This is a genomic window from Arcobacter roscoffensis, assembly GCF_024267655.1.
GTDB classification, from domain to species: Bacteria; Campylobacterota; Campylobacteria; order Campylobacterales; family Arcobacteraceae; genus Arcobacter_B; species Arcobacter_B roscoffensis.
Genome location: NZ_CP100595.1, coordinates 837,096 through 864,026 on the forward strand (window position 1 = coordinate 837,096; position 26,931 = coordinate 864,026).

The 26,931-nt window shown below is 28.7% G+C and carries 28 protein-coding genes; 12 read left to right on the plus strand and 16 right to left on the minus strand.

Annotated elements, in window-relative coordinates; genetic code table 11:
* Window positions 1–158: 158 nt before the first annotated feature.
* The gene (locus NJU99_RS04060) at window positions 159–1,484 is read left to right on the plus strand and encodes a Na+/H+ antiporter family protein (RefSeq protein ID WP_254577450.1); all 1,326 of its coding nucleotides are present in this window, start codon (window positions 159–161) and stop codon (window positions 1,482–1,484) included.
* Between the two features lie 23 nt (window positions 1,485–1,507).
* Here NJU99_RS04060 and NJU99_RS04065 read toward each other — a convergent pair whose 3' ends face one another.
* The 9 genes from NJU99_RS04065 to NJU99_RS04105 form a co-directional block, all read right to left on the minus strand.
* Window positions 1,508–3,292 carry a sensor domain-containing diguanylate cyclase gene (locus tag NJU99_RS04065; protein WP_254577451.1) on the minus strand — a complete coding sequence of 595 codons (1,785 nt, stop codon included), beginning with the start codon at window positions 3,290–3,292 and terminating at the stop codon, window positions 1,508–1,510.
* A 205-nt stretch (window positions 3,293–3,497) separates the two neighbouring features.
* A complete protein-coding gene (locus NJU99_RS04070) occupies window positions 3,498–3,842 on the minus strand; it encodes a metal-sulfur cluster assembly factor (protein WP_254577452.1) in 345 nt (114 codons plus the stop codon).
* A 10-nt stretch (window positions 3,843–3,852) separates the two neighbouring features.
* Entirely contained in the window at window positions 3,853–4,263 is a 411-nt protein-coding gene (locus NJU99_RS04075) for a SufE family protein (RefSeq protein WP_254577453.1), read from the minus strand.
* 11 nt (window positions 4,264–4,274) lie between these two features.
* Window positions 4,275–5,456: an aminotransferase class V-fold PLP-dependent enzyme gene (locus tag NJU99_RS04080; RefSeq protein ID WP_254577454.1), complete on the minus strand. Its 1,182-nt coding sequence runs from the start codon at window positions 5,454–5,456 to the stop codon at window positions 4,275–4,277.
* Window positions 5,449–6,483 carry a SufD family Fe-S cluster assembly protein gene (locus NJU99_RS04085; protein WP_254577455.1) on the minus strand — a complete coding sequence of 345 codons (1,035 nt, stop codon included), beginning with the start codon at window positions 6,481–6,483 and terminating at the stop codon, window positions 5,449–5,451. The genes NJU99_RS04080 and NJU99_RS04085 overlap by 8 nt, the downstream gene beginning before the upstream one ends.
* On the minus strand, window positions 6,470–7,225 hold the full coding sequence (gene sufC, locus NJU99_RS04090) for a Fe-S cluster assembly ATPase SufC (protein ID WP_254577456.1): 756 nt from the start codon (window positions 7,223–7,225) through the stop codon (window positions 6,470–6,472). The genes NJU99_RS04085 and sufC overlap by 14 nt, the downstream gene beginning before the upstream one ends.
* Window positions 7,226–7,275: 50 nt before the next feature.
* Complete coding sequence (sufB, locus tag NJU99_RS04095; protein ID WP_254577457.1) at window positions 7,276–8,712, minus strand: Fe-S cluster assembly protein SufB; 1,437 nt, start codon at window positions 8,710–8,712, stop codon at window positions 7,276–7,278.
* A 131-nt stretch (window positions 8,713–8,843) separates the two neighbouring features.
* Window positions 8,844–9,509 carry an amino acid ABC transporter permease gene (locus tag NJU99_RS04100; RefSeq protein WP_254577458.1) on the minus strand — a complete coding sequence of 222 codons (666 nt, stop codon included), beginning with the start codon at window positions 9,507–9,509 and terminating at the stop codon, window positions 8,844–8,846.
* Window positions 9,510–9,641: 132 nt separating this feature from the next.
* Window positions 9,642–10,460 carry a transporter substrate-binding domain-containing protein gene (locus tag NJU99_RS04105; RefSeq protein WP_254577459.1) on the minus strand — a complete coding sequence of 273 codons (819 nt, stop codon included), beginning with the start codon at window positions 10,458–10,460 and terminating at the stop codon, window positions 9,642–9,644.
* A gap of 304 nt (window positions 10,461–10,764) precedes the next feature.
* On the opposite strand from NJU99_RS04105, the gene NJU99_RS04110 reads away from it, so the two are divergent.
* The 4 genes from NJU99_RS04110 (at window position 10,765) to argH (ending at window position 14,730) form a co-directional block, all read left to right on the plus strand.
* Entirely contained in the window at window positions 10,765–11,961 is a 1,197-nt protein-coding gene (locus tag NJU99_RS04110) for a NifS family cysteine desulfurase (RefSeq protein WP_254578072.1), read from the plus strand.
* A gap of 43 nt (window positions 11,962–12,004) precedes the next feature.
* The gene (locus NJU99_RS04115) at window positions 12,005–12,985 is read left to right on the plus strand and encodes an iron-sulfur cluster assembly scaffold protein (protein ID WP_254577460.1); all 981 of its coding nucleotides are present in this window, start codon (window positions 12,005–12,007) and stop codon (window positions 12,983–12,985) included.
* Window positions 12,986–13,095: 110 nt separating this feature from the next.
* The gene (locus NJU99_RS04120; RefSeq protein WP_254577461.1) at window positions 13,096–13,284 is read left to right on the plus strand and encodes a hypothetical protein; all 189 of its coding nucleotides are present in this window, start codon (window positions 13,096–13,098) and stop codon (window positions 13,282–13,284) included.
* Between the two features lie 54 nt (window positions 13,285–13,338).
* Window positions 13,339–14,730 carry an argininosuccinate lyase gene (argH, locus tag NJU99_RS04125; protein WP_254577462.1) on the plus strand — a complete coding sequence of 464 codons (1,392 nt, stop codon included), beginning with the start codon at window positions 13,339–13,341 and terminating at the stop codon, window positions 14,728–14,730.
* A gap of 54 nt (window positions 14,731–14,784) precedes the next feature.
* On the opposite strand, the gene NJU99_RS04130 is transcribed toward argH, so the two are convergent.
* Both NJU99_RS04130 and NJU99_RS04135 read right to left on the minus strand, forming a co-directional pair.
* The gene (locus tag NJU99_RS04130; RefSeq protein WP_254577463.1) at window positions 14,785–15,687 is read right to left on the minus strand and encodes a chemotaxis protein CheV; all 903 of its coding nucleotides are present in this window, start codon (window positions 15,685–15,687) and stop codon (window positions 14,785–14,787) included.
* Window positions 15,688–15,747: 60 nt separating this feature from the next.
* Window positions 15,748–16,398: a tRNA threonylcarbamoyladenosine dehydratase gene (locus tag NJU99_RS04135; RefSeq protein ID WP_254577464.1), complete on the minus strand. Its 651-nt coding sequence runs from the start codon at window positions 16,396–16,398 to the stop codon at window positions 15,748–15,750.
* A 61-nt stretch (window positions 16,399–16,459) separates the two neighbouring features.
* Here NJU99_RS04135 and greA point away from each other — a divergent pair, with 61 nt between their 5' ends.
* From greA to nth, 6 genes are read left to right on the plus strand one after another with little or no spacing between them, the layout of a single operon-like run.
* Window positions 16,460–16,945 (plus strand): transcription elongation factor GreA, encoded by a 486-nt coding sequence (gene greA / locus NJU99_RS04140; RefSeq protein ID WP_254577465.1) that lies wholly within the window; start codon window positions 16,460–16,462, stop codon window positions 16,943–16,945.
* Window positions 16,945–17,949: an N-acetyl-gamma-glutamyl-phosphate reductase gene (gene argC / locus NJU99_RS04145; protein ID WP_254577466.1), complete on the plus strand. Its 1,005-nt coding sequence runs from the start codon at window positions 16,945–16,947 to the stop codon at window positions 17,947–17,949. Before greA ends, argC begins: the two co-directional genes overlap by 1 nt.
* The gene (locus NJU99_RS04150; RefSeq protein WP_254577467.1) at window positions 17,939–18,643 is read left to right on the plus strand and encodes a UDP-2,3-diacylglucosamine diphosphatase; all 705 of its coding nucleotides are present in this window, start codon (window positions 17,939–17,941) and stop codon (window positions 18,641–18,643) included. Before argC ends, NJU99_RS04150 begins: the two co-directional genes overlap by 11 nt.
* On the plus strand, window positions 18,640–19,194 hold the full coding sequence (locus tag NJU99_RS04155) for a hypothetical protein (protein WP_254577468.1): 555 nt from the start codon (window positions 18,640–18,642) through the stop codon (window positions 19,192–19,194). The genes NJU99_RS04150 and NJU99_RS04155 overlap by 4 nt, the downstream gene beginning before the upstream one ends.
* Window positions 19,195–19,225: 31 nt before the next feature.
* Entirely contained in the window at window positions 19,226–21,199 is a 1,974-nt protein-coding gene (uvrB, locus tag NJU99_RS04160; protein WP_254577469.1) for an excinuclease ABC subunit UvrB, read from the plus strand.
* On the plus strand, window positions 21,196–21,843 hold the full coding sequence (gene nth, locus NJU99_RS04165) for an endonuclease III (RefSeq protein WP_254577470.1): 648 nt from the start codon (window positions 21,196–21,198) through the stop codon (window positions 21,841–21,843). The genes uvrB and nth overlap by 4 nt, the downstream gene beginning before the upstream one ends.
* 26 nt (window positions 21,844–21,869) lie before the next feature.
* On the opposite strand, the gene NJU99_RS04170 is transcribed toward nth, so the two are convergent.
* Both NJU99_RS04170 and NJU99_RS04175 read right to left on the minus strand, forming a co-directional pair.
* On the minus strand, window positions 21,870–22,268 hold the full coding sequence (locus NJU99_RS04170; RefSeq protein WP_254577471.1) for a hypothetical protein: 399 nt from the start codon (window positions 22,266–22,268) through the stop codon (window positions 21,870–21,872).
* Between the two features lie 2 nt (window positions 22,269–22,270).
* Window positions 22,271–22,519, minus strand: a complete 249-nt coding sequence (locus NJU99_RS04175; protein ID WP_254577472.1) for a hypothetical protein — start codon at window positions 22,517–22,519, stop codon at window positions 22,271–22,273.
* A gap of 125 nt (window positions 22,520–22,644) precedes the next feature.
* On the opposite strand from NJU99_RS04175, the gene NJU99_RS04180 reads away from it, so the two are divergent.
* Entirely contained in the window at window positions 22,645–24,621 is a 1,977-nt protein-coding gene (locus tag NJU99_RS04180) for a TonB-dependent receptor (RefSeq protein ID WP_254577473.1), read from the plus strand.
* Between the two features lie 208 nt (window positions 24,622–24,829).
* Here NJU99_RS04180 and rpiB read toward each other — a convergent pair whose 3' ends face one another.
* Genes rpiB through folD form a run of 3 tightly spaced genes read right to left on the minus strand, consistent with a single transcriptional unit; the run spans window position 24,830 to window position 26,929 of the window.
* On the minus strand, window positions 24,830–25,285 hold the full coding sequence (gene rpiB, locus NJU99_RS04185) for a ribose 5-phosphate isomerase B (RefSeq protein WP_254577474.1): 456 nt from the start codon (window positions 25,283–25,285) through the stop codon (window positions 24,830–24,832).
* A complete protein-coding gene (gene lepB / locus NJU99_RS04190) occupies window positions 25,285–26,070 on the minus strand; it encodes a signal peptidase I (RefSeq protein WP_254577475.1) in 786 nt (261 codons plus the stop codon). The genes rpiB and lepB overlap by 1 nt, the downstream gene beginning before the upstream one ends.
* A complete protein-coding gene (gene folD / locus NJU99_RS04195) occupies window positions 26,063–26,929 on the minus strand; it encodes a bifunctional methylenetetrahydrofolate dehydrogenase/methenyltetrahydrofolate cyclohydrolase FolD (protein ID WP_254577476.1) in 867 nt (288 codons plus the stop codon). The genes lepB and folD overlap by 8 nt, the downstream gene beginning before the upstream one ends.
* Window positions 26,930–26,931: the final 2 nt, after the last annotated feature.

The window sequence follows — 26,931 nt, forward strand, 5'->3', positions numbered from 1 at the left end:
ATAACTTAAAAGGGTTTAAAAATAGTAAAAATAACTAAATGTAATCTTAGAGATAGTATATTTTACAAAAGTAAGTTTATGCAACTTTTACATAATTTTAAGTAGACTTTCAACTTTGTTTTTGAAACAACACCAAATGATATGTAAAAGGAAAACAGATGAATTCTGTAATTATTGCCGTTATGGTTATGGTATTACTCTCATTAGTTAGAGTAAATATTGTTATTGCTTTAATAATTGGAGCAATTGTAGGAGGACTTAGTGCAGGCTTAGATATAAATGAAACTATAAAAGCTTTCAATGCAGGTCTTGGAGATGGTGCTACTATTGCACTTAGTTATGCAATGCTTGGAACTTTTGCTGTAGCTATTTCAAAGTCTGGAATCACAGATTTATTATCAAATATGATAATAAAAAAAGTAGGAAATAGCTCTTCATCTATGCAGTTTATTTATATTAAGTATCTAATGTTAACTCTTATTTTATTTGCTGCAATTTCTTCTCAAAATCTTATTCCTGTTCATATTGCATTTATTCCTATTTTAATTCCACCTTTACTTCACTCTATGTCTGAGTTAAAACTTGATAGAAGAGTTGTAGCTTGTGTAATTACATTTGGTTTAGTTGCAACTTATATGTTACTTCCTATTGGTTTTGGTGGAATATTTTTAAATGAGATTTTACTTAAAAACTTAGTTGATAGTGGTGTTGAAGCTTCAAGAGCTCAGCTTCCAGTGGCTATGTCAATTCCTGTTTTAGGAATGTTTTTAGGTTTACTTACAGCAATGTTCTTTACTTATAGAAAAAAAAGAGTTTATGATGTAAGTATGATTCTTGAAAGTGAATCAGAAAAAAATGAGATTAATAGCTTTTATATTCTTATTGCTTTAGTATCAATTGTGACAGCTTTAGGTTTACAACTTTATACTAACTCTATTATCTTAGGTTCTCTTGCGGGATTTGTAATTTTTATAGTTGCAGGAGTAATAAAAGCAAATCAAACACAAGACTTCTTTACAAAAGGTCTTAAAATGATGGGAATGATTGGATTTATTATGATAGCAGCAAATGGTTTTGCAAATGTAATAAATACAACAGGAGGAGTTGAAACACTAGTTACTTCTATTTCTGATTTAATAGGAGATAACAAATCTTTAGCGGTACTTCTGATGCTGGTTGTTGGTTTATTTATTACTATGGGAATTGGTTCATCTTTTTCAACTATACCAATTATTGCTACAATATATGCACCTTTATGTATGCAATTAGACTTTTCAGCTATGGCAACAATCACGATTATAGGAACAGCAGCAGCTTTAGGTGATGCAGGAAGCCCGGCTTCTGATAGTACTTTAGGACCTACTTCTGGTTTAAATGTAGATGGTCAACATGACCATATCTGGGATACAGTTGTTCCTACATTTATTCACTATAATATTCCATTGATTTTATTTGGATGGTTTGCCGCAGTATATGTTTTCTAAGAATTAAAGTAGATAAATATACTTTAATCTATATGTTCACAAGGTTTACTAAATAAGTAACCTTGTGAATAATCTATGTCTAAACTTTCAATTATTTTTTGAATGTTTTCATTATGAACAAACTCAGCAACACAAGATATCTCAGCACCTTTTGCAAAACTAGATAAAGCTTTTGTTATTTCATAACTTTTTTTATTTGTATCAATATCTTTTATATATTTAGCATCAATTTTGATAGTATCAATATCTAAATCAATAATTCTCTCAAAGTTAGAATACTCCCTACCAAAATCATCAATGGCTAGTTTTAATCCCAAATCTTTTAATGCTTTTAGTTGTTTGATATGATTTTTCTTACCTGTTGAGCTTATTCCCTCAAGTATTTCAAGTGTAACTCTTGAAGGTTTTATATTATGAATTTGTAAGGCACTTTTTAAATAAGATACTAAATAGTTTTTACTTAAATCCTCTTCTGTTATATTAATAGAGAACATATAACTATTCTTACTCATATAATCAAAGCTTTTATCAATAATGATTTTAGTAATAGCAGGTAAAAAACCAGATAATTTTGCTGCATCTAAGAACTCATAAGGAGATATGATTTTATCATCTTTTTTGATTCTAGCTAAGACTTCATATTTTGTAATTACATTCTTTTTATTATCATGAATTCCTTGATAAAAAGGACATATTAAACTTTTTTCAAGTGCTTCTCTAACTAAGTTTGTTGCATTTATAAATGATTGAGTTTTTTCATAAGTTATATCATCATCTTTTTTAAATATATATGATCTATTTTTTCCTAAGTCTTTTGCTTTTTTTAGTGCAATTGATGAGTTTCTTAAAAGGTTTTTTTCACTATAAACTGCACCAATACAAAAAGTAATATTGATTTTTAGTTCACCTATATTCATAGGATTTGAGAAGAAAAAGTTTTTAATCTCTTCTATTTTTTTATTTATATCAATTTTACCTTCATAAAGTAGGGCAAATTCATCTGAATTAAATCTAAAACTATTGTGTTCGCTAAACTTTTCTTTTAAAACTTTTGCTATTTTTCTCAAAAGTTTATCTCCTATACTAAAGCCATAAGCTGTATTAATATAGTTGAAATTATTTATATTCAACAATAATAAAGTTCTAGGTTTTATTTCATATGTTACTTTTTCAAAGTAAGATTTATTGTAAATATCTGTTAATGTGTCATTGTATGCTAAGAAATTTGATTTCTCTTCATTTTCTTGATTTTTTAATACTATTGTAACCATTGATGAAGCAGCTTCTAATAGTTTTTTATGGAAGGCACTTGGTACTCTTTGCTCAAAAGAAGTAAGTGCAAAAGAGCCAATGGCATTTTTATTTGCATCCCTAATTGGCATAGACCAACAAGAAGATAATTTAAAATTAAGTGCAAAATCTCTTACCTCTTCCCATCTTTTATCTGTTTTTGTATCTTTTACAAAGACTGCTTCATTTCTAAAAACTGCATTAGCACAAGAACCTGATTTAGTACCTGGAACTAAACATTCTAGTTCTTTTTGAGCCTCTATTGGAATTGATGGTGCTGCTATTACATTTAGATGGTTTTCAGTTTTATTTAAAAGCATGATTGAGGCTACTGAGTTAGGAAGAAGTGTTTCTGCTAGTTTACATAGCATTTTTAAAATAGATTTGCTTTCATGTTGTTCAGCTAGCATATTTAATATTTCTTGTTGAATTGTTAGTATTTTATTATATTCTAAAGGGCTTATTAAAACCTCTTCTTCTAATAGTTCTAAATCCATATAGTTATTACTTTTTCCCATTTTCATACTTTTTGTTATTTATAATTTTAGTATTATATATTTTAAAATATTAAAAAGAGGTTTGAGATAGATACAAGGTGCTATTTATAGGATATTGTTTAGTGGAAAGTATTTATAAATAAAGAAGTAATATTTAAGATTTTGAAGTATTAATAATCTTTTTCTTTCCACTAATTTTATTATTATGAAAATTTAATATAGAAATTTATATTACAGCTCCTGAGGCTTCCATGATTTCTCTTCCTTCTTCACTCATTAAGTCTTTTGACCAAGGAGGCTTAAATGTAAGATTTACTTTTGCTTCATCAACTTCATCAACTGCAAGTGTTACATACTTTACTTGCTCTACTAGACTCTCAGCAACAGGACAAGCAGGACTTGTAAGTGTCATTAAAACATTACAATGTAGGTAGTTTCCTTTTTCTTCAAAATCAAACCCATAAATCAAACCTAAATCATAGATATTTACAGGAATTTCAGGGTCAAATACATTTTTTAAATTTTTTATAATTTTTTCTTCTATAATATCTTTATTGTCTAATAATGACATAACTTTTCCTTTATGAGTTTAAAGCAAACTCTTTTATCTTTTTGATCATTCCAATTACTCCACTTTGTCTATTTGGAGTAATAACTTCAGCTAATTGTAGTTCATGAATAATATCCATATCAACTTCTTTTAATTCTTCAATTGTTGAACCTGAGAAAATTTGCAAAATCATGTAAACTAAACCTTTTACGATTATTGCATCACTTGTTCCATAAAAGTATAGTTTCCCATCTTTTTGCTCACAAATAAGCCACACCTGCGAAGTACAGCCATGTACTAAGTTTTGAGGAGTTTGATGTTTTTCATCTAAGGGTTCTAATTTTTTTCCTAAATCGATAATGTATTCATATTTTTGTAACTCATCTTCAAAGAACTCTAAATCCTCTTTTATCTCTTCAACTCTTGCTTCTATATTACTCATTTTATATCCTCTTATTTCAACATGCTAATAGCTTTTTTAAGTGCAACTATTAAGGCATCTACATCATTATAATCATTATAAAATGCAAGTGAAACTCTAATTGTTCCTTTTATTCCTAGTTGATTCATAATTGGTTGAGCACAGTGATGTCCAACTCTTAATGCTATTTTCATTTTATCTACTAAAATACCAACATCATCATGAATTAAACCTTTAATATTAAAGCTTCTACTTCCTATTGAGTCTTCAATATCATTATAAAACTCAATATCAGGAATTTTTCTAAGCTCTTCATCTAAATATTGATACACATCTTTTTCAATTGCTTCAATATTCTCATATCCAACATGATTTAGATATTCTAAGGCTGCTGCAAAACCTATGATTCCAGCTATATTTTGAGTTCCTGCTTCAAATTTATAAGGTGCATCAAGAAGAGTTGACTTTTCAAAATCAACTTGGTCAATAGTTGCTCCACCTGTTTGATAAGCTTTTAAATCTTTTAGATATTTCTCTTTTACATAAATAGCTCCAACACCTGTTGGTCCAAAAGTTTTATGGGCAGAAATAGCAAAAAAATCAGCATCTATACTTTGTATATCAACTTTCATATGAGCTAAACTTTGAGCTCCATCTATCATAACAACAGCACCATATTTATGAGCTAGTTCACAAATAGTTTTTATATCATGGATTTTCCCAAAGGCATTTGAAATATGAGTTATAGATACAAAAGCTTTAGGATTGTTTTTTAGCAACTCTTCAAAATGAGCAAAATCAAAACTAAGATTATCATCACACTTTACAACTTCAAATCCTGCACCTAAAGTTCTTCCTTGCATATGCCAAGGAACTATATTTGAGTGATGTTCTAATGAAGAAATTATTACAGTTTTAAAATCCTTTGCAAAAGACTCAGCTATAAAATTTATAGATTCACTTACACCTTTTGTGAAAATAAGTTCTTCATTTTTAGACGCATTTATAAACTCTTTTAGTACTTTTCTTGCATTTTCAAACTTTTGAGTGGCTTTATTTGCATGACCAAAGTTACTTCTATGAGTATTAGAACAGTAGTGTTCATAATACTCAATTTGAGAGTTTACAACCTCTTTTGGTTTTTGTGTTGTTGCTGCATTATCTAAATATATAATATCTGAGTTTTCAAAATATGGAAAATCTTTTTTAAACATATCTATCCCTTTTATATGAGTCAATAAACTCTTTTATTAGTTCATCGCTAATATTATCATATATTTGTCCCTCAAAAGCGTTTAAAAGCATATCATATGCCTTATCTTTACTAATACCTCTTGATTCTAAGTATAATAGTTGGTCTTTATCAAGTGTTCCAGTAGTTGCTCCATGACTAGCTTCAAGTTCATCTATCAAAATCTCAAGATGTGGTTGAGCAAAAATAGTTGCATCATTTGATAATAAAATAGTATTTGAGTTTTGGAAAGCTTTAGAATATAAGGCTTTTTTATTTACTATTGATTTTGCTTTAAATACAGCTTTTGCTTTATCTTTTAGTGAGTGTTTATAGTTTATATCACTAGTTGAACTTTCATTATTATGAATAGTTTTGATTAGATTTGCTGTATTTGAACTATCTTTTGATTTTACTAAACCATTTAAGTTATACTCAATATTTTTATTATCAATACTATTTTCGTAACTATTTACAATTAATCCAGTACCTAATTCAAAATTTGAAACCTTACATTTTGAGTTATCTTCTTGTTTAAAGATTGCATTATATAAAAATGTGTTTTCTTCATTTATATCTTGAACTTTTGCATACTCAAAATCTGTATCTTCTTCTATATGAAACTCTCTATTTACACTATAAGCACTATTTTTTGATGTATTTGTAAATACTTCAATAAGTGATGCTTTTGCACCTTTTTTTACTTCTACTTTTATAGAGTTTGTATAAAAAGTTTCATCATCTTTGATTTTATGAACTAAACAAATAGGTTCTGGAATATTTGAGTTAATACTTAAAACTATTTGTTTTTTCTCAAAGTTTTTAGTGATTTCAAATAGTGGATTTTCATAATTATTTGTATCTTCTATTGAATCTAATCCAACTATATCTAGTTCATAACTTTTAACATTTTTAAAATCATATGAAAAAAGAGCTTGTAAATCTACTTTTCTAAACTCTTCATCATATTTTGAAGGAAGATTAATATTTTCTAAATCACTTATTCTCATCTTTTATTCCTATTCCCTCAAAACCTTTTTCATCAAGTTCTAAGGCTAGATTATAATCTCCAGTTTTTACAATTTTTCCATCATTTAAAATATGTACATAATCAGGTTTGATTAACTCTAAAAGTCTATCATAGTGAGTAATCATAAGAACTGATTTTTTTCCATCTAACATACCATTTATTACATTTGCAACTGTTTTTATAGCATCCACATCTAAACCTGAATCTATTTCATCAAGCATTATTAAATCAGGGTTTAATAATAGCAGTTGAATTAGTTCATTTCTTTTTTTCTCACCACCACTAAAACCATCATTTAAATCTCTTTGTAAAAGTTTTTTATCAAGATTATATTTTGCAGTTTCTTCTTTTACATGTTTTAAAAACTCCATTGCATCGATCTCTTTTTCACCTGCATAGGCTTTTTTTTCATTGATTGCAGTTTTTAAAAAGTAGCTATTATTAACACCTGGAACTTCAACAGGGTTTTGGAAACTCATAAAAATACCTTCATTAGCTCGCTCGCTAACTTCTAAATCAAGTAGGTCTTTTTTCTTATAAGTTATTGTTCCACCTGTAACCTCACAGTCATAGTGGGCACTTAAAGTTTTCACAAGTGTAGATTTTCCTGCTCCATTTACACCCATAAGTGCATGGATTTCCCCTTCTTTGATTTCTAAATCAAGACCTTTTAAAATCTCTTTTTCATTTATATTTACTTTTAAATCTTTTATACTTAACATTATATATTTCCTTAAAATGTTTTTTCTTTTATTTTTAGGTCTTGGATATCTTATCCAACACTTCCCTCAAGTGATATATTTAACAGCTCTTTAGCTTCTGCTGCAAACTCCATTGGTAATTCTTTTAATACTTCTTTACAGAAACCATTAACTATCATAGATACTGCATTTTCAGGGTTAATACCTCTTTGTTCTATATAGAATAGTTGCTCATCTGAAATTTTTGAAGTTGTTGCTTCATGCTCAATTTTTGCAGTCATATTTTTAACTTCATGGTATGGATATGTATGCGCATTACAGGCATTTCCAATAAGAAGTGAATCACATTCAGAGATATTTCTTGCATTATGGGCATTTTTACCAACTCTTACTAATCCTCTATAGGCATTTATTCCTTGCATTGCAGAAATACCTTTTGAGATAATAGTTGATTTAGTATTTTTACCTAAATGTATCATTTTTGTACCAGTATCAGCTTGTTGGGCTTTTGATGAAATAGCTACTGAGTAAAACTCACCAACACTATTATCACCTTTTAGAACACATGAAGGATATTTCCATGTTAAACTTGAACCTGTTTCAACTTGTGTCCAAGAGATTTTTGAGTTATCACCCTTACATAAACCTCTTTTAGTAACAAAGTTTAAAATACCACCTTTACCTTGTTCATCACCTGGGTACCAGTTTTGAATAGTCGAATATTTTATTTGTGCATTATCTAAAGTAACTAATTCAACAACTGCTGCGTGAAGTTGTCTCTCATCTCTTGTAGGAGCTGAACATCCTTCATTGTATGATACATAACTTCCCTCATCACAGATGATTAAAGTTCTCTCAAACTGACCTGTATCTAAGGCATTTATTCTAAAGTAAGTTGATAACTCCATTGGACATCTAGTGTTTGGTGGAATATATACAAAACTTCCATCTGTAAATACAGCAGAGTTTAAACAGGTAAAAAAGTTATCACCAACAGGAACGACAGAAGCTAAGTATTGTTTTAAAAGTTCTGGATATTTATTTGCAGCTTCTGAAATAGAACAGAAAATAATTCCTAACTCTTCTAATTCTTCTTGATAAGTTGTCTTAACTGATACTGAATCAAATACAGCATCAACTGCAACACCTGCTAATTGCTTTTGTTCCTCTAAAGGAATACCTAACTTTTCATATGTTTTTAAAATCTCAGGATCAACTTCATCAAGTGAACCTAAAGGTTTTTTTGGTGCAGAATAGTATGCAATGTCTTGATAATCTATTGTAGGATATTTTAAATTCGCCCAATCAGGCTCTTCCATACTCTTCCACTTTTCATAAGCTTTTAATCTAAAATCTAAAAGCCATTGGGGTTCATCTTTTTTTGCTGAAATTGCTTTAATAACATCTTCATTTAAACCCTTAGGAAATGTATCACTTTCTACTAAAGTTTCAAATCCTAATTTATAATCACTATTAATAACATCATGTATCTGTTGATTTTGACTCATAACAGACTCCAATTTTTTTAAATTTTTAAATAGGACAAATATTGTCTTATTTGAAGAATAACAGTAAAATAATTAAAGAGAACTTAAATAGGACAAAAAAAGTCCTATTTAAAATATTTGCTACTTTTTTTCTATTTTATATTATATTCTAATCTCTTAGTATAGTACGAAATAGGGTAAGTTAACATTAAATAACCAATGGCAAGAGGAATATAACTCTCTAAAGTTGAGTATGTTATTGCATCAACTTCTTGGGCATTCATAGTAAATTCTGAAATAGCAATAATAGATAATAAAGATGAGTCTTTAATAATAGAAGCAAATTGACCAGTAAGTGCAGGAAGCATTCCTTTAAAAGCTTGAGGAAAGATTATATATCTATACATTTGATAGTTAGACATTCCTAAACTTAAACTTGTTTCAAATTGCTCTTTTTCAATAGATTGCAGGGCAGCTCTTATAATCTCACATACATAAGCACCTGAGAAAATAGCAAGTATAAAAGTTCCTACTATATATCTGTTTTCAAAACCTAAGTTATTTGCAAATACATAAAAGAAAATTAGTATTTGTACTAAAAGAGGTGTACCTCTAATGATCTCTATGTAAAATCTTGCAAAAAATCTTAAAATTATAAGTTTTGAATTTTGCGCATATGCAAAAAATAGACCTATTATAAAACTTAATATCAATGCAAAAAATGAGATTATTATAGTCATTATAAAACCATTGATAAATTTTTGTTTGTATTCATATACTTGTGGCCAGTTAAAGTCATAAGATATATTTGCAAACATTAAATATACAGGAGTTATTATAATAAGTGTTAAAAATAGTAAATTAAAAAGATAAACCACCTTTGAAAGTGGTTTATCATTTTTATAGCTTAGTTCATTAATAAAAAAGTCTTGAATTTTGATAGGACAGTCCTAGAAAAAGAATGGAATATCAAGCTCATCAAAAGTAGCTTTTGCTTCTTTTAAGTGCTTATTTGCAAACTTATCAAATGTTCCATTTGCTTTTGCTTCTTTAATAAACTCATCAACTTTTGTTTTTAAAGGATCATCTTTTCTTAAAGCAACACCCCAGTATTCAAAATCTTTTTGAAAAGGTTTTAAAAGTGCAACTGTTGTATCTTTATGTTGAACATAGTTTTTATAAATAGTTAATTGATCATATAAGAAACCATCTGCTTTACCTTGAACTACTTCTAATACACAAGCATTTTCTTTATCAAATACTAAAATTTCTGCATTTTTAAGATTTTTTGTTGCATAAACATGTCCAGTTGAACCTTTTTTTACTGCAATCTTTTTACCTGAAACATTTAATTCATCAATTGAAGTAACACCAGATTCTTTATTTGCTAAGATAGCTAAAGATGATTGAGCATAAGGAGTTGAAAAATCAATTGATTTTTTTCTCTCTTCTGTTATAGTCATTGATGAGATAATTAAATCAATCTTTCCAGTTTTAAGTGATGGAATTAATCCTGCCCATGCAGTATTTTCAATAACAACTTCTCTTCCTAAATGTTCACCTAGTTTTCTAGCAAAGTCAACTGATACACCTTGTGGATTACCATCAATATCACTCATTTCAAAAGGAGGGTAAGCAAGTTCCATACCAACTTTTAAAACTTCTTTTTTTGTTTCTTTTATTTCTTCATTGTTTTGTGTTTTATTATCACAAGCTGTAAATAATACAGCAGTAAATAGTGTAATAAGTAGTAATATTTTATTTTTCATATTTTTCCTTGGATAATTTTTTTTTAATTATCTCTACTCTTTACTTAACATTTCTTTATTTGTATTTGTAGAATTTATCAATATTACAATATAATACACGCGAAATTTAAGAAAAAGAAATTGAAAATATAGTATTTATTACAGTTTTTTGTTACAAAATGGAATAAAATTTATTGATGCTCATTAATTAAGACAAATTTTATCCTATTTAGAATAGAATACAAAAAATCAAAAAGAAATATAAATAATAATTATAATTTAAGATTGATAGTTATTATCATAAAGAATAGGAAATAAAATAATGATGGAAGTTTATTTAGACAATAATGCAACAACTATGGTTGACCCAAAAGTTTTTGAAGAGATGAAGCCATTTTTCATTGAAAAATATGGTAACCCAAACTCTTTACATAGGTTTGGAGCAGGAACACATCCTAAAATGCTTGAAGCATTAAATTACTTATATGAAGGTATTAACGCAGCTGATGAAGATGATATTGTAATTACTGCTAATGCAACAGAAAGTATTAATTCAGTTATCAAAGGTATCTGGGTTGACAAAATCTTAAATGGTGATAAAAAACATATCATTACTTCAGAAGTAGAACATCCAGCTGTAACTGCTGCATGTAAATTTTTAGAGTCACAAGGTGTTGCAGTAACTTATTTACCTGTAAATGAACAAGGTGTTTTAGAAGCAAGTGCTGTTAAAGAATACATCAAAGAAGATACAGCGTTAGTTTCTATAATGTGGGCAAACAATGAAACAGGTAAAATTTTCCCTATTAAAGAAATTGGTCAAATTTGTAAAGCAGCTGGTGTTCCTTTCCACACAGATGCAACACAAGCAATAGGAAAAGTAAAAGTAGATGTTCAAGATACAAATGTTGATTACTTAACTTTCTCTGCTCATAAGTTTCATGGACCAAAAGGTGTTGGTGGAACTTATATTAGAAAAGGTTATACATTAACTCCATTATTACATGGTGGTGAACAAATGGGTGGATTAAGAGCTGGAACTGTAGATGTTGCATCTATGGTTGGTATGGGACTTGCTATGAAACTTGCAACTTCTCCTATTGCTTTAGCTCATGAAGAAGGTCACATCAAAAGATTAAGAGATAAGTTAGAAAATGCTATTTTAGAAATTCCAGAAACTATTGTTATTGGTGGAAAAGAAAATAGAACTCCAAATACAACTTTAATATCAATTAGAGGTGTTGAGGGTGAATCAATGTTATGGGATTTAAATCAAAATGGTGTAGGTGCTTCAACAGGAAGTGCTTGTGCAAGTGAAGATTTAGAAGCAAACCCAGTTATGAATGCTTTTGGATCTGATAGTGAATTAGCTCATACAGGTGTTAGATTATCTTTAAGTAGATTTAATACAGAAGAGCAAATTGATTATGCAATCAATGTTATTAAAAACGCAGTTGAGAGATTAAGAGGACTATCGAGTTCTTATGCTTATGCACCTGAATCTCACAAATCAGCTTTATAATAAATACAAATAAATATAAATAAGAATAAAAAAAGGATAATACATGGCTAAAAATGATTTAATTAGCGGTTCAATTTGGGATGAGTACTCAAACGAAGTAGTAAATAGAATGAATAATCCACAACATCAAGGTGAGATTACAGAAGAGAGAGCGAAAGAGTTAAATGCAAAATTAATTATTGCTGATTTTGGAGCTGAATCATGTGGTGACGCAGTAAGATTATACTGGGCAGTTGATGAGTCAAATGATAAAATTTTAGAATCAAAATTCAAATCTTTTGGTTGTGGTACTGCAATTGCATCTTCTGATGTTATGGCTGAATTATGTGTTGGAAAAACTGTAGATGAAGCTGTAAAGATTACAAATATTGATGTTGAACATGCACTAAGAGATAATCCAGATACTCCTGCTGTTCCACCTCAAAAAATGCACTGTTCTGTAATGGCTTATGATGTTATCAAAAAAGCTGCTGGAGAGTACAAAGGTGTAGATATGGAATCTTTTGAGGAAGAGGAAATTATCTGTGAATGTGCAAGAGTTACTTTAGCTACTATCAAAGAAGTTATTAAATTAAATAATTTAAAAACTGTTGAAGAAATTACAGATTATACAAAAGCAGGAGCTTTCTGTAAATCATGTATTAAGCCTGGTGGACATGAAGAAAAAGATATTTACTTAGTAGATATTTTAAAAGATACTAGAGCTTCTATGGAAGAAGAACAATTAAAATCTGCTGCTGATGCAAGCCAAGCTGGATCTTTATCATTTGATAAAATGACTTTAGTTCAAAGAATTAAAGCTATTGATTCATTATTAGATGATGAAATTAGACCAATGTTAGCAATGGACGGTGGTAATATGGAAATTATTGATATTAAAGAAAACTTACCTCACTATGACTTATACATTAGATACTTAGGTTCATGTTCAGGATGTGCTTCTGGAAGTACTGGAACATTATATGCAATTGAATCTGTATTACAACAAAAGATTGATGAAAACTTAAGAGTTTTACCAATCTAATTTTTATATATTCAAACAATTATTTAAAAGGTCTATGTTTTCACATAGGCCTTTTTTTATGTACTTAATCTTATAATGTTATAATATATTTAAATAAAAAGGAGTATATTATGACAGCTCAAGATAAAGAATTAGAACAATTACACGATACTATTATTGATGATGTTGAATCTTTGGTTTCAAAGTATATGTCTATTGTTGGATGGGATGTTCCAGAAAATGATGAAGATGAAGCACAAAGAAAAATATTAAATATTGTAAAAGAAGCAATTAAAGATATAGAAAACAAAAACTCATAATATCACTTATGTTATAATACGCCAAAACAAGCTTATTATAATATAGGGATATAAATGTCAAATCAAAATAATCAAATATTAAAAAATACTAATGCTCAAATTTTAGATGAATTTAACGCGTCTATTATGTTTGATAAAGAGTTGTACTCTCAAGATATAAAAGGAAGTATCGCTCACTCACAAATGCTTTGGGAGCAAGGAGTTCTTACAAAAGAAGAACAAGAAGCTATTGAAAATGGTTTACTTCAAGTAAAAGAAGAAATAGAATCAGGTAAATTTGAATTTACATTAGCTACAGAAGATATTCATATGGCAGTTGAGTCAAGACTTACAGAAATCATAGGTGAGCCTGGTAAAAAACTTCATACAGCTAGAAGTAGAAACGACCAAGTTGCAACAGACTTTAGACTTTATGTACAAGAAAAATCTTTAAGTATTAAAGATCAATTAAAACAATTAGTTGAAGTTTTTGTAGATGTAGCTTCAAAACATACTGAAACATTAATTCCTGGAATGACTCACTTACAACACGCACAACCTTTAAACTTTGCTTATCATATGTTAGCGTATGCAAATATGTTTAAAAGAGATTTAGAGAGATTTGAAAGCTCGTATGAGAGAAATAATTATTCACCACTTGGAAGTGCAGCACTTGCTGGAACTCCTCATAATATAGATAGAAATTCAACTTGCCAAAAACTTGGTTTTACTGCACCTACAGCTCATGCTATGGATACTGTATCAGATAGAGATTTTGCACTAGAAATTTTATTTAATATTTCAACTTCTATGATGCATATTAGTAGAATCTCAGAAGAGTTAATTACTTGGTCTTCTTATGAATTCCAATTTGTAAGAATGTCAGATGAGTATGCTACAACTTCATCTATTATGCCTCAAAAGAAAAACCCTGATGTACCTGAATTATTAAGAGGTAAAACAGGAAGAGTTTATGGAAACTTAATCTCACTTCTTACAGTAATGAAAGGTTTACCATTAGCATATAATAAAGATACTCAAGAAGATAAAGAGGGTGTTTTTGATTCTGTTAAAACTATAGAAATCTCACTTAAAATTTTAACAGAAGTTATTAAAACTATGATTGTAAATGTAGATAAAATGGAAAATGCTTGTAAAATAGGTCACTTAAGTGCTACGGATTTAGCTGATTATTTAGTACAAAAACAAAATATGGCATTTAGAACAGCTTATTATATTACAAAAGATGTGGTTGCTCAAGCTAATTCTTTAAATAAAGATATTAGTGAATTAACAATTGATGAGATTAGAAGCTCAAATGATGAATTAAAAGATATTAGTGAAGAAATAGTAATGTATTTAGATTTAAGAAACTCTATGAATGCTAGAACTTCATTAGGTGGAACATCAACAAAACAAACTGTTTATCAAATAGAAGAGTTTAAAAAGTGGTTAGCTTCTAAGTAAGAAGCTAACTAAAATATAGAATAAAAAGCAATGAGTTTTAACTTATTGCTTTTTTTATAAGAATCTTTTTGTCATATCGTAAAGTGATTGAATATCAGTTTTACCAACAAATCCATCAACACCAATTTGATTCATTTTTCCTCTTACCGCATCAGTTGTCATTGAAGAGTTTACAATAACAGGAATATGTTCATATTTACTATTATTTTTAATAAATGAAGCAACTTGGAAACCATCAGTCCCAGGCATTTCAATATCAGTAATAACCATACCAATATCTTTAGGCTCTAATTCTTCAATTCTTTTTAAAAGCTGTGTACCATCTGTGTATACTTCAAATCTCACACCTGTTCTTTTAAAGAATTTATTTAAAACTTCTCTTGCTACACCTGAATCTTCAGCTGCTAAGATAAGTTTTGAGCCATCAAGTTTATCTTCAACATATTTTCTAACATCATCTTCACCATCATCAGTCCAACCCACATCTCTTAATAGTTGTTCGGCATTAAATACTGTACATAGTTCATCATTATTATCAACTTTTACGTAAGTTGTGTAAGTGATTCTTGCATTAGTTTCTTCTGAGTGTCTTAATTGATCAGTAGTTTTTTCTACAATATCAAGCATATCTTTTACTAAGAAACCAATTTTTTTATGATTAAACTCACAATAGATAATAAGTTTATATTCACTTATATCTAAAGCAGGAAGGCCTAACCATACATCAAGGTTGATTAATGTTACAGGTTCACCTCTAATAGTGGCAATACCCGCAATTACATCACTCTCTTTTGGTGTATCATTAATAGTAACTTCATCTCTGATTATGAAAGCTTTTACTTTTGCTATATTAATTGCATAAATATTATTATGACCAGTGTAAAAAACAGCTAATTGTTGAACGTTTCGTAAATGACCTTGAGTCATTTGCTCAACACTACCACTAATACCACTCATGAGAATCCTTTATTTGTTATACTAATATTATATATCTTTTATTCTTTAAGTAACTTTAAGTTATTTTTCCATTTTTCTTAGAATCTTTTGCATTGCAACCGATGCCATCATTAGACCAAAAGAACCTGTTACTCCCTCAAAGCTTCCTTTTTCTATACAGTTTGGGTTTTCTGATGAAAATATTACTTTAAATTTTCTTTTAAAGCCTTCTTTCTTAAGTTGTGTTCTTATTTTCTTAATAAATGGGTCATTGTATGTGTCCCATATAGATTTAAATTCAATTTTACTTGGATCTATTCTTTTAGCACCACCACTTGTAGTAATTACTTTTGTGTAGTATCTTTTGATAAGATGAACTTTTGGTGTTACATCATCAATTGCATCTAATATATAATCATATTGTGAAAAATCAAAATTGTCAATCCACTCAGGAGTAACTTTTGCATGAATTGCTGTAACTTCTGGATATTTTTCTTTTAAAGCATCTACTTTAACTCTACCAATGTTTCCATGGCTTCCCATTTGTCTATTCATATTTGATTCTTCATAAGTATCAAAATCAACTATTGTAATGTTTTTTATCCCTGTATTGTAAAGTGCATCTAAAGCAAAGCTTCCCACTCCACCAACACCTAAAAGTATAAGGTTTACATCTTTAAATTTGTCAAATTTATCTTGACCAAAAAGTTTTATAGTTCTATCATACTGCATATAATCTACTCTTTTAAAATTTTTGGGTATTATATCATAAATTAATTTATTGGAGATGTTGATGGAAAAAGAACCTATGACAAATGCAGGATATGCAAAAATTACAGGGGAATTAGACTTTTTAAAATCTAAAGAAAGACCTCATACTGTAATTGAATTAGATGAAGCAAGACAACTTGGTGATCTAAAAGAAAATGCAGAATATCATGCAGCTAAAGATAAACTAGCACTAATTGATGCTCAAATTGCTGAATTAGGTGCAGTTATTTCAAAGGCAGTGATTATTGATCCTTCAACACTTCCTCATGATAGAATAAGTTTTGGATCAACTGTAAAATTAGTTGATACTGCAACAGATGAAGAGTTTACATATGCAATTGTAGGTGGAGTTGAGTCAAGTGCTGAAAAAGGTCTTATCTCATTTAATTCTCCTTTAGCAAAACAGCTTTTAGGTAAAGAAGAGGGTGATGAAGTTACTGCTACTTTACCAGGAACTACAAGAACTTTTGAAATTTTAGAAGTATTTTACAAGGAGTTTAGTTTATAATGAATGTAGCAATTATTGGAGCTAGTGGTTACACTGGTTTAGAATTAGTAAAAATTTTAATCAATCATCCTAAATTTAACATCACATATATTGCAAACTCTACAGGAGAGCAAAATGTACAAGACTTACATCCTTGTTTAAAAGATGTAATTGATATTGAAGTGAGTAAAGCTGATGCTAAAGAAGTTTCAAAAGTTGCTGATTTAGCTTTTTTAGCATTACCTCACAAAACTTCTATGTTTTTCGCAAAAGAACTTTTAGAATTAGGTGTAAAAGTAGTTGATTTATCGGCTGATTACAGACTTGATTTAGAAACATATGAAAAACATTATTGTCCTCATGAAGATAAAGAGCATATAAAAGATTCTGTTTATGGATTACCTGAGTATTATGGTGAAGAACTAAAAGCTTCAAATTTAGTAGCAAACCCTGGATGTTTCCCAACAGCAGCACTTTTAGCACTTCTTCCTTTTATGGATGTTATTGATGCAGATGCACAAATCTTTATTGATGCAAAAACAGGAATGAGTGGTGCAGGTAAAGGTTTAAAAGAGATTACACACTTTGGTCATTTAAATGAAAATTGTCACTCTTATAATCCATTTAAACATAGACATATGCCAGAAATAGAAGAAAAAGTTAAACTTTTAAAAGATGTTGATTGTCAAATCAACTTTGTACCTTATTTATTGCCTGTAACAAGAGGTATGATTGTATCTGTATTTGCAACACTAAAAGAGGAAGTTGATGTAAAAGAGATATTAAATAATGCCTATAATGATAGTGAATTCGTAAGAATTAGAGAAACTCCTGTTGATTTAAAATCAACAGCAGGAACAAACTATTGTGATATTTTTGTTGATAGAAATAAAAAAGCTTTATTTATAAACTCATCAATAGATAACTTACTTAGAGGAGCTTCATCTCAAGCTGTGGTAAATGCAAATATCATGTGTGGCTTTGAAGAGGGTGAGGGTATTCCTAAAATTGCATATGTACCATAATATACAATTAGAAGAATCAGCTATTTTTGTAGCTGATTCTCACTTCAATAAAAAAAATAGGCACTTCCAAAGCTTTCTTAAAAAACTTGAAAATCAAGAAATAAAAACAAAACAACTTTTTTTAATGGGCGATAATTTTGATTTTATTTCAGGTGAAAGTAAATATTTTATCAAGCAAAACCAAGAATTAATAGAAATTTTAAATAAATTATCAAAGGAGATACAAATAGTTTATTTAGAAGGAAATCATGACTATAATCTTGCAAAACTTTTTCCAAATATATTGGTAATAAAAAGAGAAAAACAACCATTAATAATAAAATATAAAGAGCAAAGTATTGCTTTATCCCATGGGGATAATTTTATAAATTGGCACTATGATTTATACTGTAAGATAATAAGAAATGGGCCTTTACTAAAATTTTTAAATCTTATAGACTTTAATAATATTATTTCTAAAAAAATAGATAATGCACTTTTAGAAAAAAACATCTGTCATCTTATAAAGGACTTCAAATCCCTAGCTATTAAAAGAATTAGTAACTATAAAAGTGATATAATTATCGAAGGTCATTATCATCAAGGTAAGACTTATAACATAGATAATAAAACTTATGTGAATATTCCATCTTTATGTTGTGATAATAAATATACAGTTTTTAGAAATGAAAAATTTGAAGGAGAACCTTTATGAACTTAATGTTCTTTGGTTTTATTGTTTTTATTTTAGTATTAATTTTTATTGTAACTTATTTTATTTTTAATAATAAATCTAAATGTTCAGACTCAATTAAGATTGATACAAATGATATAGAAGAAAAAGAAAAGATAGAAATATCACATTTACCAATTCCCTCAAAAATCCAAGATTTTAATACTCTAACATTGATAAAAGCTTCTAGTAAAATATTTGATATTTTTAAAGCGGTAGATTATGCAAATAGATCTGAACATAGTTTAAATAAAGTTGAATGGCATACTTGGCAAGTATCTATACTTTTATATCTTTTGAAAATGGATTATAATTTAAATGTTGAAGTTAGTAAAGATAGTTTTCATCCTTTTATATATGAAATGAAAAAAGAAGAATTTTTATTAAAAGTAGAAGATATTTTAGAAAAGTATTTATATGATGTCGATATAAGTAAAAGTAAAGATGAACTTTGTAAAGATATGATTCTTTCAGGAAGAGAAATATCAATACTTTTCTTTTTTATACTAAATAAAAAGAGATTTCTAAAATAGTTAAAAAAGCTTCAATTCGATATAATCGCCCATGGCAAAATTTAAAGTAGAATCAGAATACTCTCCTGCAGGAGATCAACCAAAAGCAATAGAAGCTTTAAGTAAAAGTATCCAAGATGGAAACCAATATAATACACTACTAGGTGTAACAGGTAGTGGTAAAACTTACACTATGGCAAAGGTTATTGAGAAAACTCAAAAGCCTACACTTATAATGACTCATAACAAAACTTTAGCTGCTCAATTATACTCTGAATTTAAGCAGTTCTTCCCAAACAATCATGTTGAGTACTTTATCTCTTATTATGATTATTATCAACCTGAAGCTTATATTCCAAGAAGTGATTTATTTATTGAAAAAGATTCATCAATTAATGCTGAACTTGAAAGATTAAGACTTAGTGCGACAGCTTCTCTTTTATCCTTTGATGATGTTATTGTTATTGCATCTGTTTCAGCTAACTATGGTTTAGGTAATCCAGAAGAGTATAAAGCAATGGTTCAAAGAATTGAAGTTGGCTTTGAATATTCTCAGAGAGAATTTCTACTGAAACTTGTAGAAATGGGTTACAAAAGAAATGATAAATTCTTTGATAGATCAGACTTTAGAGTAAATGGAGATGTTATTGATATATTCCCTGCTTATTATGAAGATGAATTTATTAGAGTTGAGTTTTTCGGTGATGAAGTTGAAACGATTACTAAACATGAGTATTTAACAAATGATAAGGTGAAAGAATTAGATGAGGTTATTATCTATTCTGTAAACCCTTTTGTTGTATCAAATGACAAGTTAGCAACAGCAGTTAAGCAAATAGAAGAAGAATTAGAAGAAAGACTTATTAATCTAAAAGCTAATGATAAATTAGTTGAGCATCAAAGATTAAAACAAAGAGTTGAGTTTGATTTAGAGATGATTGAGGGAACGGGTATGTGTAAGGGAATTGAAAACTATGCACGACACCTTACAGGTCAAAAGCCAGGTGAAACACCATATTCACTTATGAACTATTTTGAATCAATGCATGAAGAGTTTTTGCTAATAGTTGATGAGTCACATGTATCTCTTCCTCAGTTTAGAGGAATGCACGCTGCTGATAGATCAAGAAAAGAGGTTTTAGTTGATTATGGTTTTAGATTACCAAGTGCTTTAGATAATAGACCTTTAAAGTTTGATGAATTTATAAGTAGAAAAGCTTCATATTTATTTGTATCTGCAACACCAAATGAACTAGAAATTGAAAAAAGTGCGGTGGTAGCTGAACAGATTATTAGACCTACAGGTTTACTTGACCCAAAAATAGAGATTATGGATAGTGAACATCAAGTTGAAAAGCTTTTTGATGAGGTTAAAAGAGTAGTTGAAAAAGATGAAAGAGTTTTAATCACAGTTTTAACTAAAAAAATGGCAGAAGAATTAGCTTCATACTATTCTGATTTAGGAATAAAAGTTAAATATATGCACTCTGAAATTGATGCAATAGAAAGAAATCAAATTATTAGAGAGCTTAGGCTTGGTGAATTTGATGTACTTATTGGTATTAACTTACTAAGAGAAGGACTTGATATTCCAGAGACTTCACTAGTTGCTATTTTGGATGCAGATAAAGAAGGGTTTTTAAGAAGTAGAACTTCTCTTATTCAAACAATAGGTAGAGCTGCAAGAAATCAAAATGGTAGGGTTATTCTTTTTGCAAAAAGAATAACAAATTCAATGCAGTTTGCAATTGATGAAACAGCTAGAAGAAGAGAACTTCAAGAAGCACATAATAAAAAGCATGGCATTACACCAACATCAACAAAAAGAAGATTAGATCAAAATTTAAAACTTGAAGAGTATGATGATTTAGCTTGGAAAAAAGATAAAATGGAAAAAATGCCAGCCGCAGAGAGAAAGAAGATATTAATAGAGTTAAATAAACAAATGAAAAAAGCTGCAAAAGATTTAAACTTTGAAGAAGCAATTAGATTAAGAGATGAAATTGATAAAGTGAAGAAAATATGAAAAAAGCAACAAAAAAAGATATAGAAATTATAAAAGAAGCATTTGTTGAAAAATACTCAGATGCTGTTACTGAACTTGATTACAAAAATGATTATGAGTTATTGATAGCTATTATTTTATCAGCGCAATGTACTGATAAAAGGGTAAACATAATAACACCTGCACTTTTTGAGAAGTATCCAAGTGTAAAAGAACTTGCTATTGCAAATTTAGAAGATGTAAAAGAGTTACTAAAATCATGTTCGTTTTTTAACAATAAATCAAAAAACATAATCAAAATGGCACAAAGTGTATTAGAAGATTTTGATGGTGAAATTCCTCATAATCAAAAAGAACTTATGAAATTAGCAGGTGTAGGAAATAAAACTGCAAATGTGTTTATGATTGAGTTTGAAGGTGCTAATCTAATGGCTGTTGATACTCATGTATTTAGAGTTTCACATAGATTAGGTCTTAGCGATGCTAAAAATGTTGACCAAACGGAAGCTGATTTAGTAAAAAGATTAAAAGGGGATGATTTACATATTTTCCATCAAGCAATGGTTTTATTTGGAAGGTATATTTGTAAGGCAGTTAAACCTGATTGTGATAATTGTCTTTTCCCTCATGTATGTAAAACAAAATCATCTTTTAAACCTCAGTAGTTATTAAAATAGTAGATATTTATCTACTATTTTAATCTACACTCTTCTTTGAAGTTTTTGAAAACATACTCATCTTCTATTCTTTGAGCTTCAACGTCTTTTGCCTCACAAACTAATTCTTTACTATCTTTATTTATAATATAAATAAAATCATAGATTTGTTTGCTACTACTTAAAACTTCTATATTTGATTGATTAATAGAGAGTTTCTCTATTTTAATACCTCTTTCATCTAAATAGTATGCTTTAAAAGCATTTGGCAGTTTATTTTCTTGTAAGTGATTAAAATAAAATAATCCTCCTATAGCTAAAACAACTATACTTACAAAACTAATTAACTCTTTTTTTGTAAATATCTTTTTTATCTTATAAACCACATAAATTATTAATGCAATAATAAGTAATGAAAATATTAAAATTTGCATTTCTATCCTTTTTTATTATTCAATCTTTGTTTAAAAGCATCTCTTGATAAATATTTTGAGTTTGTAGGTTTTGATATAAACTCATCTTCTAAAACAGCTTGTTTTTTTACAGCTTTTTTATTTTGAATTTTATTTAATATACCTTTTTGATCAACATCTATATTGTTTATTAAACCTGCTTTTAGGTTGTTTAAAATTGTCAAAACAGTATCTAAATTTTGTTTATCTACATCAAGGGTGATTTTACTCAATATCTATCCTTTTTTTCTTTGGATTATAACAAAGTTTCACCAAACTTAACATTTATTTAACTAATAATTAATATTAAATTAACACCTATATTAGATAATTCAAGAAAAGTTTATCAAGGAAAATTATGAAAAAAATCACTACTATTTCACTTTTATGCGCTGCGAGCATTTTAGGTGCAAATGATACTATTAAACTTGAAAAAATAGAAGTTCAAGAAAAAGTAAATGCTAAGATAGTAAAAGATGTAAGTAATGAGCAAATTAAAAGTGCTGATTTAGCAGAATCTCTTACAAAAAATATACCATCAATCTCTATTGTAAGAAGAAGTGGTATTGCTAATGATATTATTTTAAGAGGTCAAAAGAAAGACAATATTAACATCTTGATTGATGATGCAAAAATCTATGGCGCATGTCCAAATAGAATGGATCCACCAACTTCTCATGTGTTATCAAATAACATAGAAAGCGTTGAGGTTATTGAAGGGCCTTATGATGTTGAAAACTTTGGTACATTAAGTGGTAAAGTAAAAGTAAATACTAAAAAGCCAACTAAAGAGTTCAAAGGTGAAATAAATGCAGGAGCAGGAAGCTTTGGATATCAAAAGCTAAGTGCAAATATAAGTGGTGGAAATGATAAGGTAAAAGTTTTAGTTTCTGCTTCAACTGAAAAAAGTGACCAATATGAAGATGGAAATGGAAATGACTTTTTAGAACAACAAAAAGCTAATGGTGTTGGAGGTTTTAGCCAATACTCAAATGATAAAGAAGAAGCATATGAAAAAAAGACACTTTTAACAAAGCTTATTTTTAATATAGATGATAGTAGTGAAATAAAACTATCTTACAATGCAAATAGAAGTGATAATGTTCTATATCCAAATACTCCAATGGATGCTGATTATGATGATTCAAATATTTATACTTTTGGATATATAAAAAGAGATTTAGGACAATACTCTAAAGAGCTGAGTTTAGATTATTATTATTCAAATGTTGATCATCCAATGAGTACAAGATTAAGAAATTATGATTTAAATTCAAACATGATGATGAGAGACAAATATATGACGAATCATATGAAAAGCTCAATTAAAGGACTTAAAATTAAAAATAGTATGGAGTTTTCAGATACTTTATACACTTTTGGTTTAGATGCTAGTCAAAGAAATTGGAAAGGACAAAAGTTTGCCAGTGTTGCTGCAACTGGTGTAGTTGTTCCAACATCTATATCTACAAGTTTAGCATCAACTGATACAACAAATAAAGCTTTATTTGCAAAAATACAAAAAACATTTGGTAAATTAGATTTAGAGTTTGGTTCAAGATATGATTATACTGATATTGATACTATAAGTTCAACAAGTAATGATAAAAAATATACTTCTTTAAATGCAAATATATTTGCTACTTATAATACAGATGAAAATACTAAATACTTTGCCGGATTAGGAAAAGCTTCAAGAGTTCCTGATGCAAGAGAGTTATATTATGCGGGTAGTGGAAATGATGACTTAGACCAAACTAAAAACTATGAATTAGATTTAGGATTTGAAAAGACTATAGGAAACTTTAATATTAGAACAAAAGCATTTTATTCAAAACTTGAAGATTATATTTATAATACAGGAACATTTACAAATATTGATGCAAAAATTTATGGTTTAGATATTAGTGGTTTTTACTATTTAAGTGATGAATTATCTTTTGATTATGGTATTGCATATCAAAGAGGTAAAAAAGATGGAGATTTTGCAGATAAAGATTTAGCTGAAATTGCACCACTTAAAGGAAACTTCGCAGTTAATTATGAAAAAGGTAATGCTAAATTTACAACTGAAATTATAGCTGTTGATAGTTGGGATAGTTTTGATTCAGATAATGGTGAGCAAGCCTTAGGTGGATATGCTGTTGTAAATACAAAGTATAGTAATAATATTACTAAAAATATTGGCTTTACATTAGGGATTGATAATATTTTTGATAAAACGTATACATCAACAAATACTTATAATGATATTAAGTATATAGGTTTAGGACAAACAGAATTATTAAATGATCCAGGCAGATATTTTTACGCAAATTTAAAATACAGTTTTTAATAGTTAAAGAATAAGTTTGAAAGCTTATTTAATATAAGCTTTCAAATTATGTAGAATTTTTAAGTTATTTGTTTTTATTTTTTGGGTCATTTTTATCATCACCAAAAAACATCATTTTTTTCCCTAGTAGTATTAAGGCTACAACGATAAACATCATTAGGTATATTTCCCAAGGCTCTCTCATTAAAAATCCTTTTTTATTTTAGTTTTATGCTCTACAAGAACCTGTTTTTCCTAAAGCATTGATTTTTTCAACTCTTCCTTCGTGTCTTCCACCTTCAAAAGAGGCTTCATTCCATGCTTCAACTATAGCTTCAACCATACCATAGCCAGATACTCTTTCACCTAAACAAATAACATTTGCATCATTATGTTCTCTTGCCATTTGAGCTGAGTATTCATTGTGACAAAGTGCAGCTCTAATACCATCAAATTTATTTGCAGCCATACTCATACCAATTCCAGAACCACAAATCAAAATACCTTTGCTTCCTTCATTTTCTAAAACATTTTCACATACTTTTGCAGCAAAATCAGGATAGTCAACTCTATCTTTACTGTTAGGTCCTAAATCAATAACTTCATGACCTCTTTTTTCAAACAACTCTTTTACGTAAGCTTTAATATCAATACCAGCATGGTCAGCTCCAATAAAATACTTCATTAATAAATTCCTTCTTTATGTTCTATTTTAAACTCTTTATTTTCCATATCTTCTTCTATTGTTTCAATAGATTTAAACATTCTATCCCATCTAATTTCGTAGTTGTCATCCCAAGAAAAGTAAATAAACCATGGCTTACCAACTATATATTTGTATGGAACTGTTCCCCAAAACCTTGAGTCATTTGAATGGTCTCTATTATCACCCATCATAAAAGTTTCATCTTCTGGGATTTTTATAGGCATCATATTAAATAGTTCACTTGGGTTTAAACCATTATTTACAACACTTGGGTCTGTGTGAATTCCTGGATGATCTTTTTTATATGGATTTATAACCCATAATCTATCACCAACTTCTATGATACTCTCTTTTGGATAGTTTGCTTTTACAAATTCATTTCCTTCTTTAGGGTGTAAAAGAAGATTTTTCTTTTGAATAGCGATAATATCTCCACCAGTAGCAACAGCTCTTTTTACATAGTGAATCTTTTCATTTTTAGGGTATCTAAATACAACAATATCACCTCTTTGTGGTCTATCACCTTCTATTAAGTGTCCATTGTCATTAAAGTCAGGTAAAACTTTCACTTCAATCCAAGGAATTCTAGGTGTTGCTATTCCATAAGAAAATTTTTTTACAAAAAGCATATCTCCAATTAATAAAGTGTTTTTCATTGAACCACTAGGAATTACAAAAGCTTGCGCTACAAAGAAAATAATTGATAGTACTATTACAATTGTACCAGTCCATGAAGAGGACCAGTCATAAATTTTTCTAAGCATTTGTACCTTCTCTTTTATCTCTTAATTTTGCAGCTTTAAGAGTATTTTTAAGTAGCATACCAATAGTCATTGGTCCAACTCCACCAGGTACGGGTGTAATAAATGAACATTTTTCTTTACAATCTTCAAAGTCAGCATCACCTGTTAGTTTACCTGTATCAAGTCTATTAATTCCAACATCAATAACAACAGCACCATCTTTTAACATATCACCTTTAAGTAAGTGCGGAACACCAACTGCAATGATTACAATATCAGCAGCTTTTGTGTGAGCTGATAAATCTTTTGTTCTTGAGTTACATACTGTTACAGTTGCTTTTGCATTTGTAAGTAAAGAAGCCATTGGTTTACCAACAATATCAGATGAACCAATAACAACACAATTTTTACCGCTTAATTCTATGTTGTTTTCCTCAAACATTCTCATTACACCAAAAGGTGTTGCAGGTATAAATGAATCTAAATTTGAAACCATTCTTCCTACATTATATGGATGGAAACCATCTACATCTTTAAATGGATTAATTGCTTCTAATACAGTAGTTGTATCAATATGCTTTGGAAGTGGTAATTGAACTAAAATACCATCAAGTTTAGAATCATTATTCATCTCATCAATTAACTCTAATAACTCTTCTTGAGTTGTAGATGATGGTTTAGTATGAACAACTGAATAAATTCCAGCATTTTCACAAGCTTTATGTTTACTATTTACATAAGTTGCACTTGCAGCATCGTCACCAACTAGTACTACAGCTAAACCTGGTGTTATTCCTTCTTTATTTTTAAGTTCTTCAACTTCAACTCTTACTTCTTCTTTGATTTTCGCAGATAATGCTTTCCCGTCTATTACTGTCATGG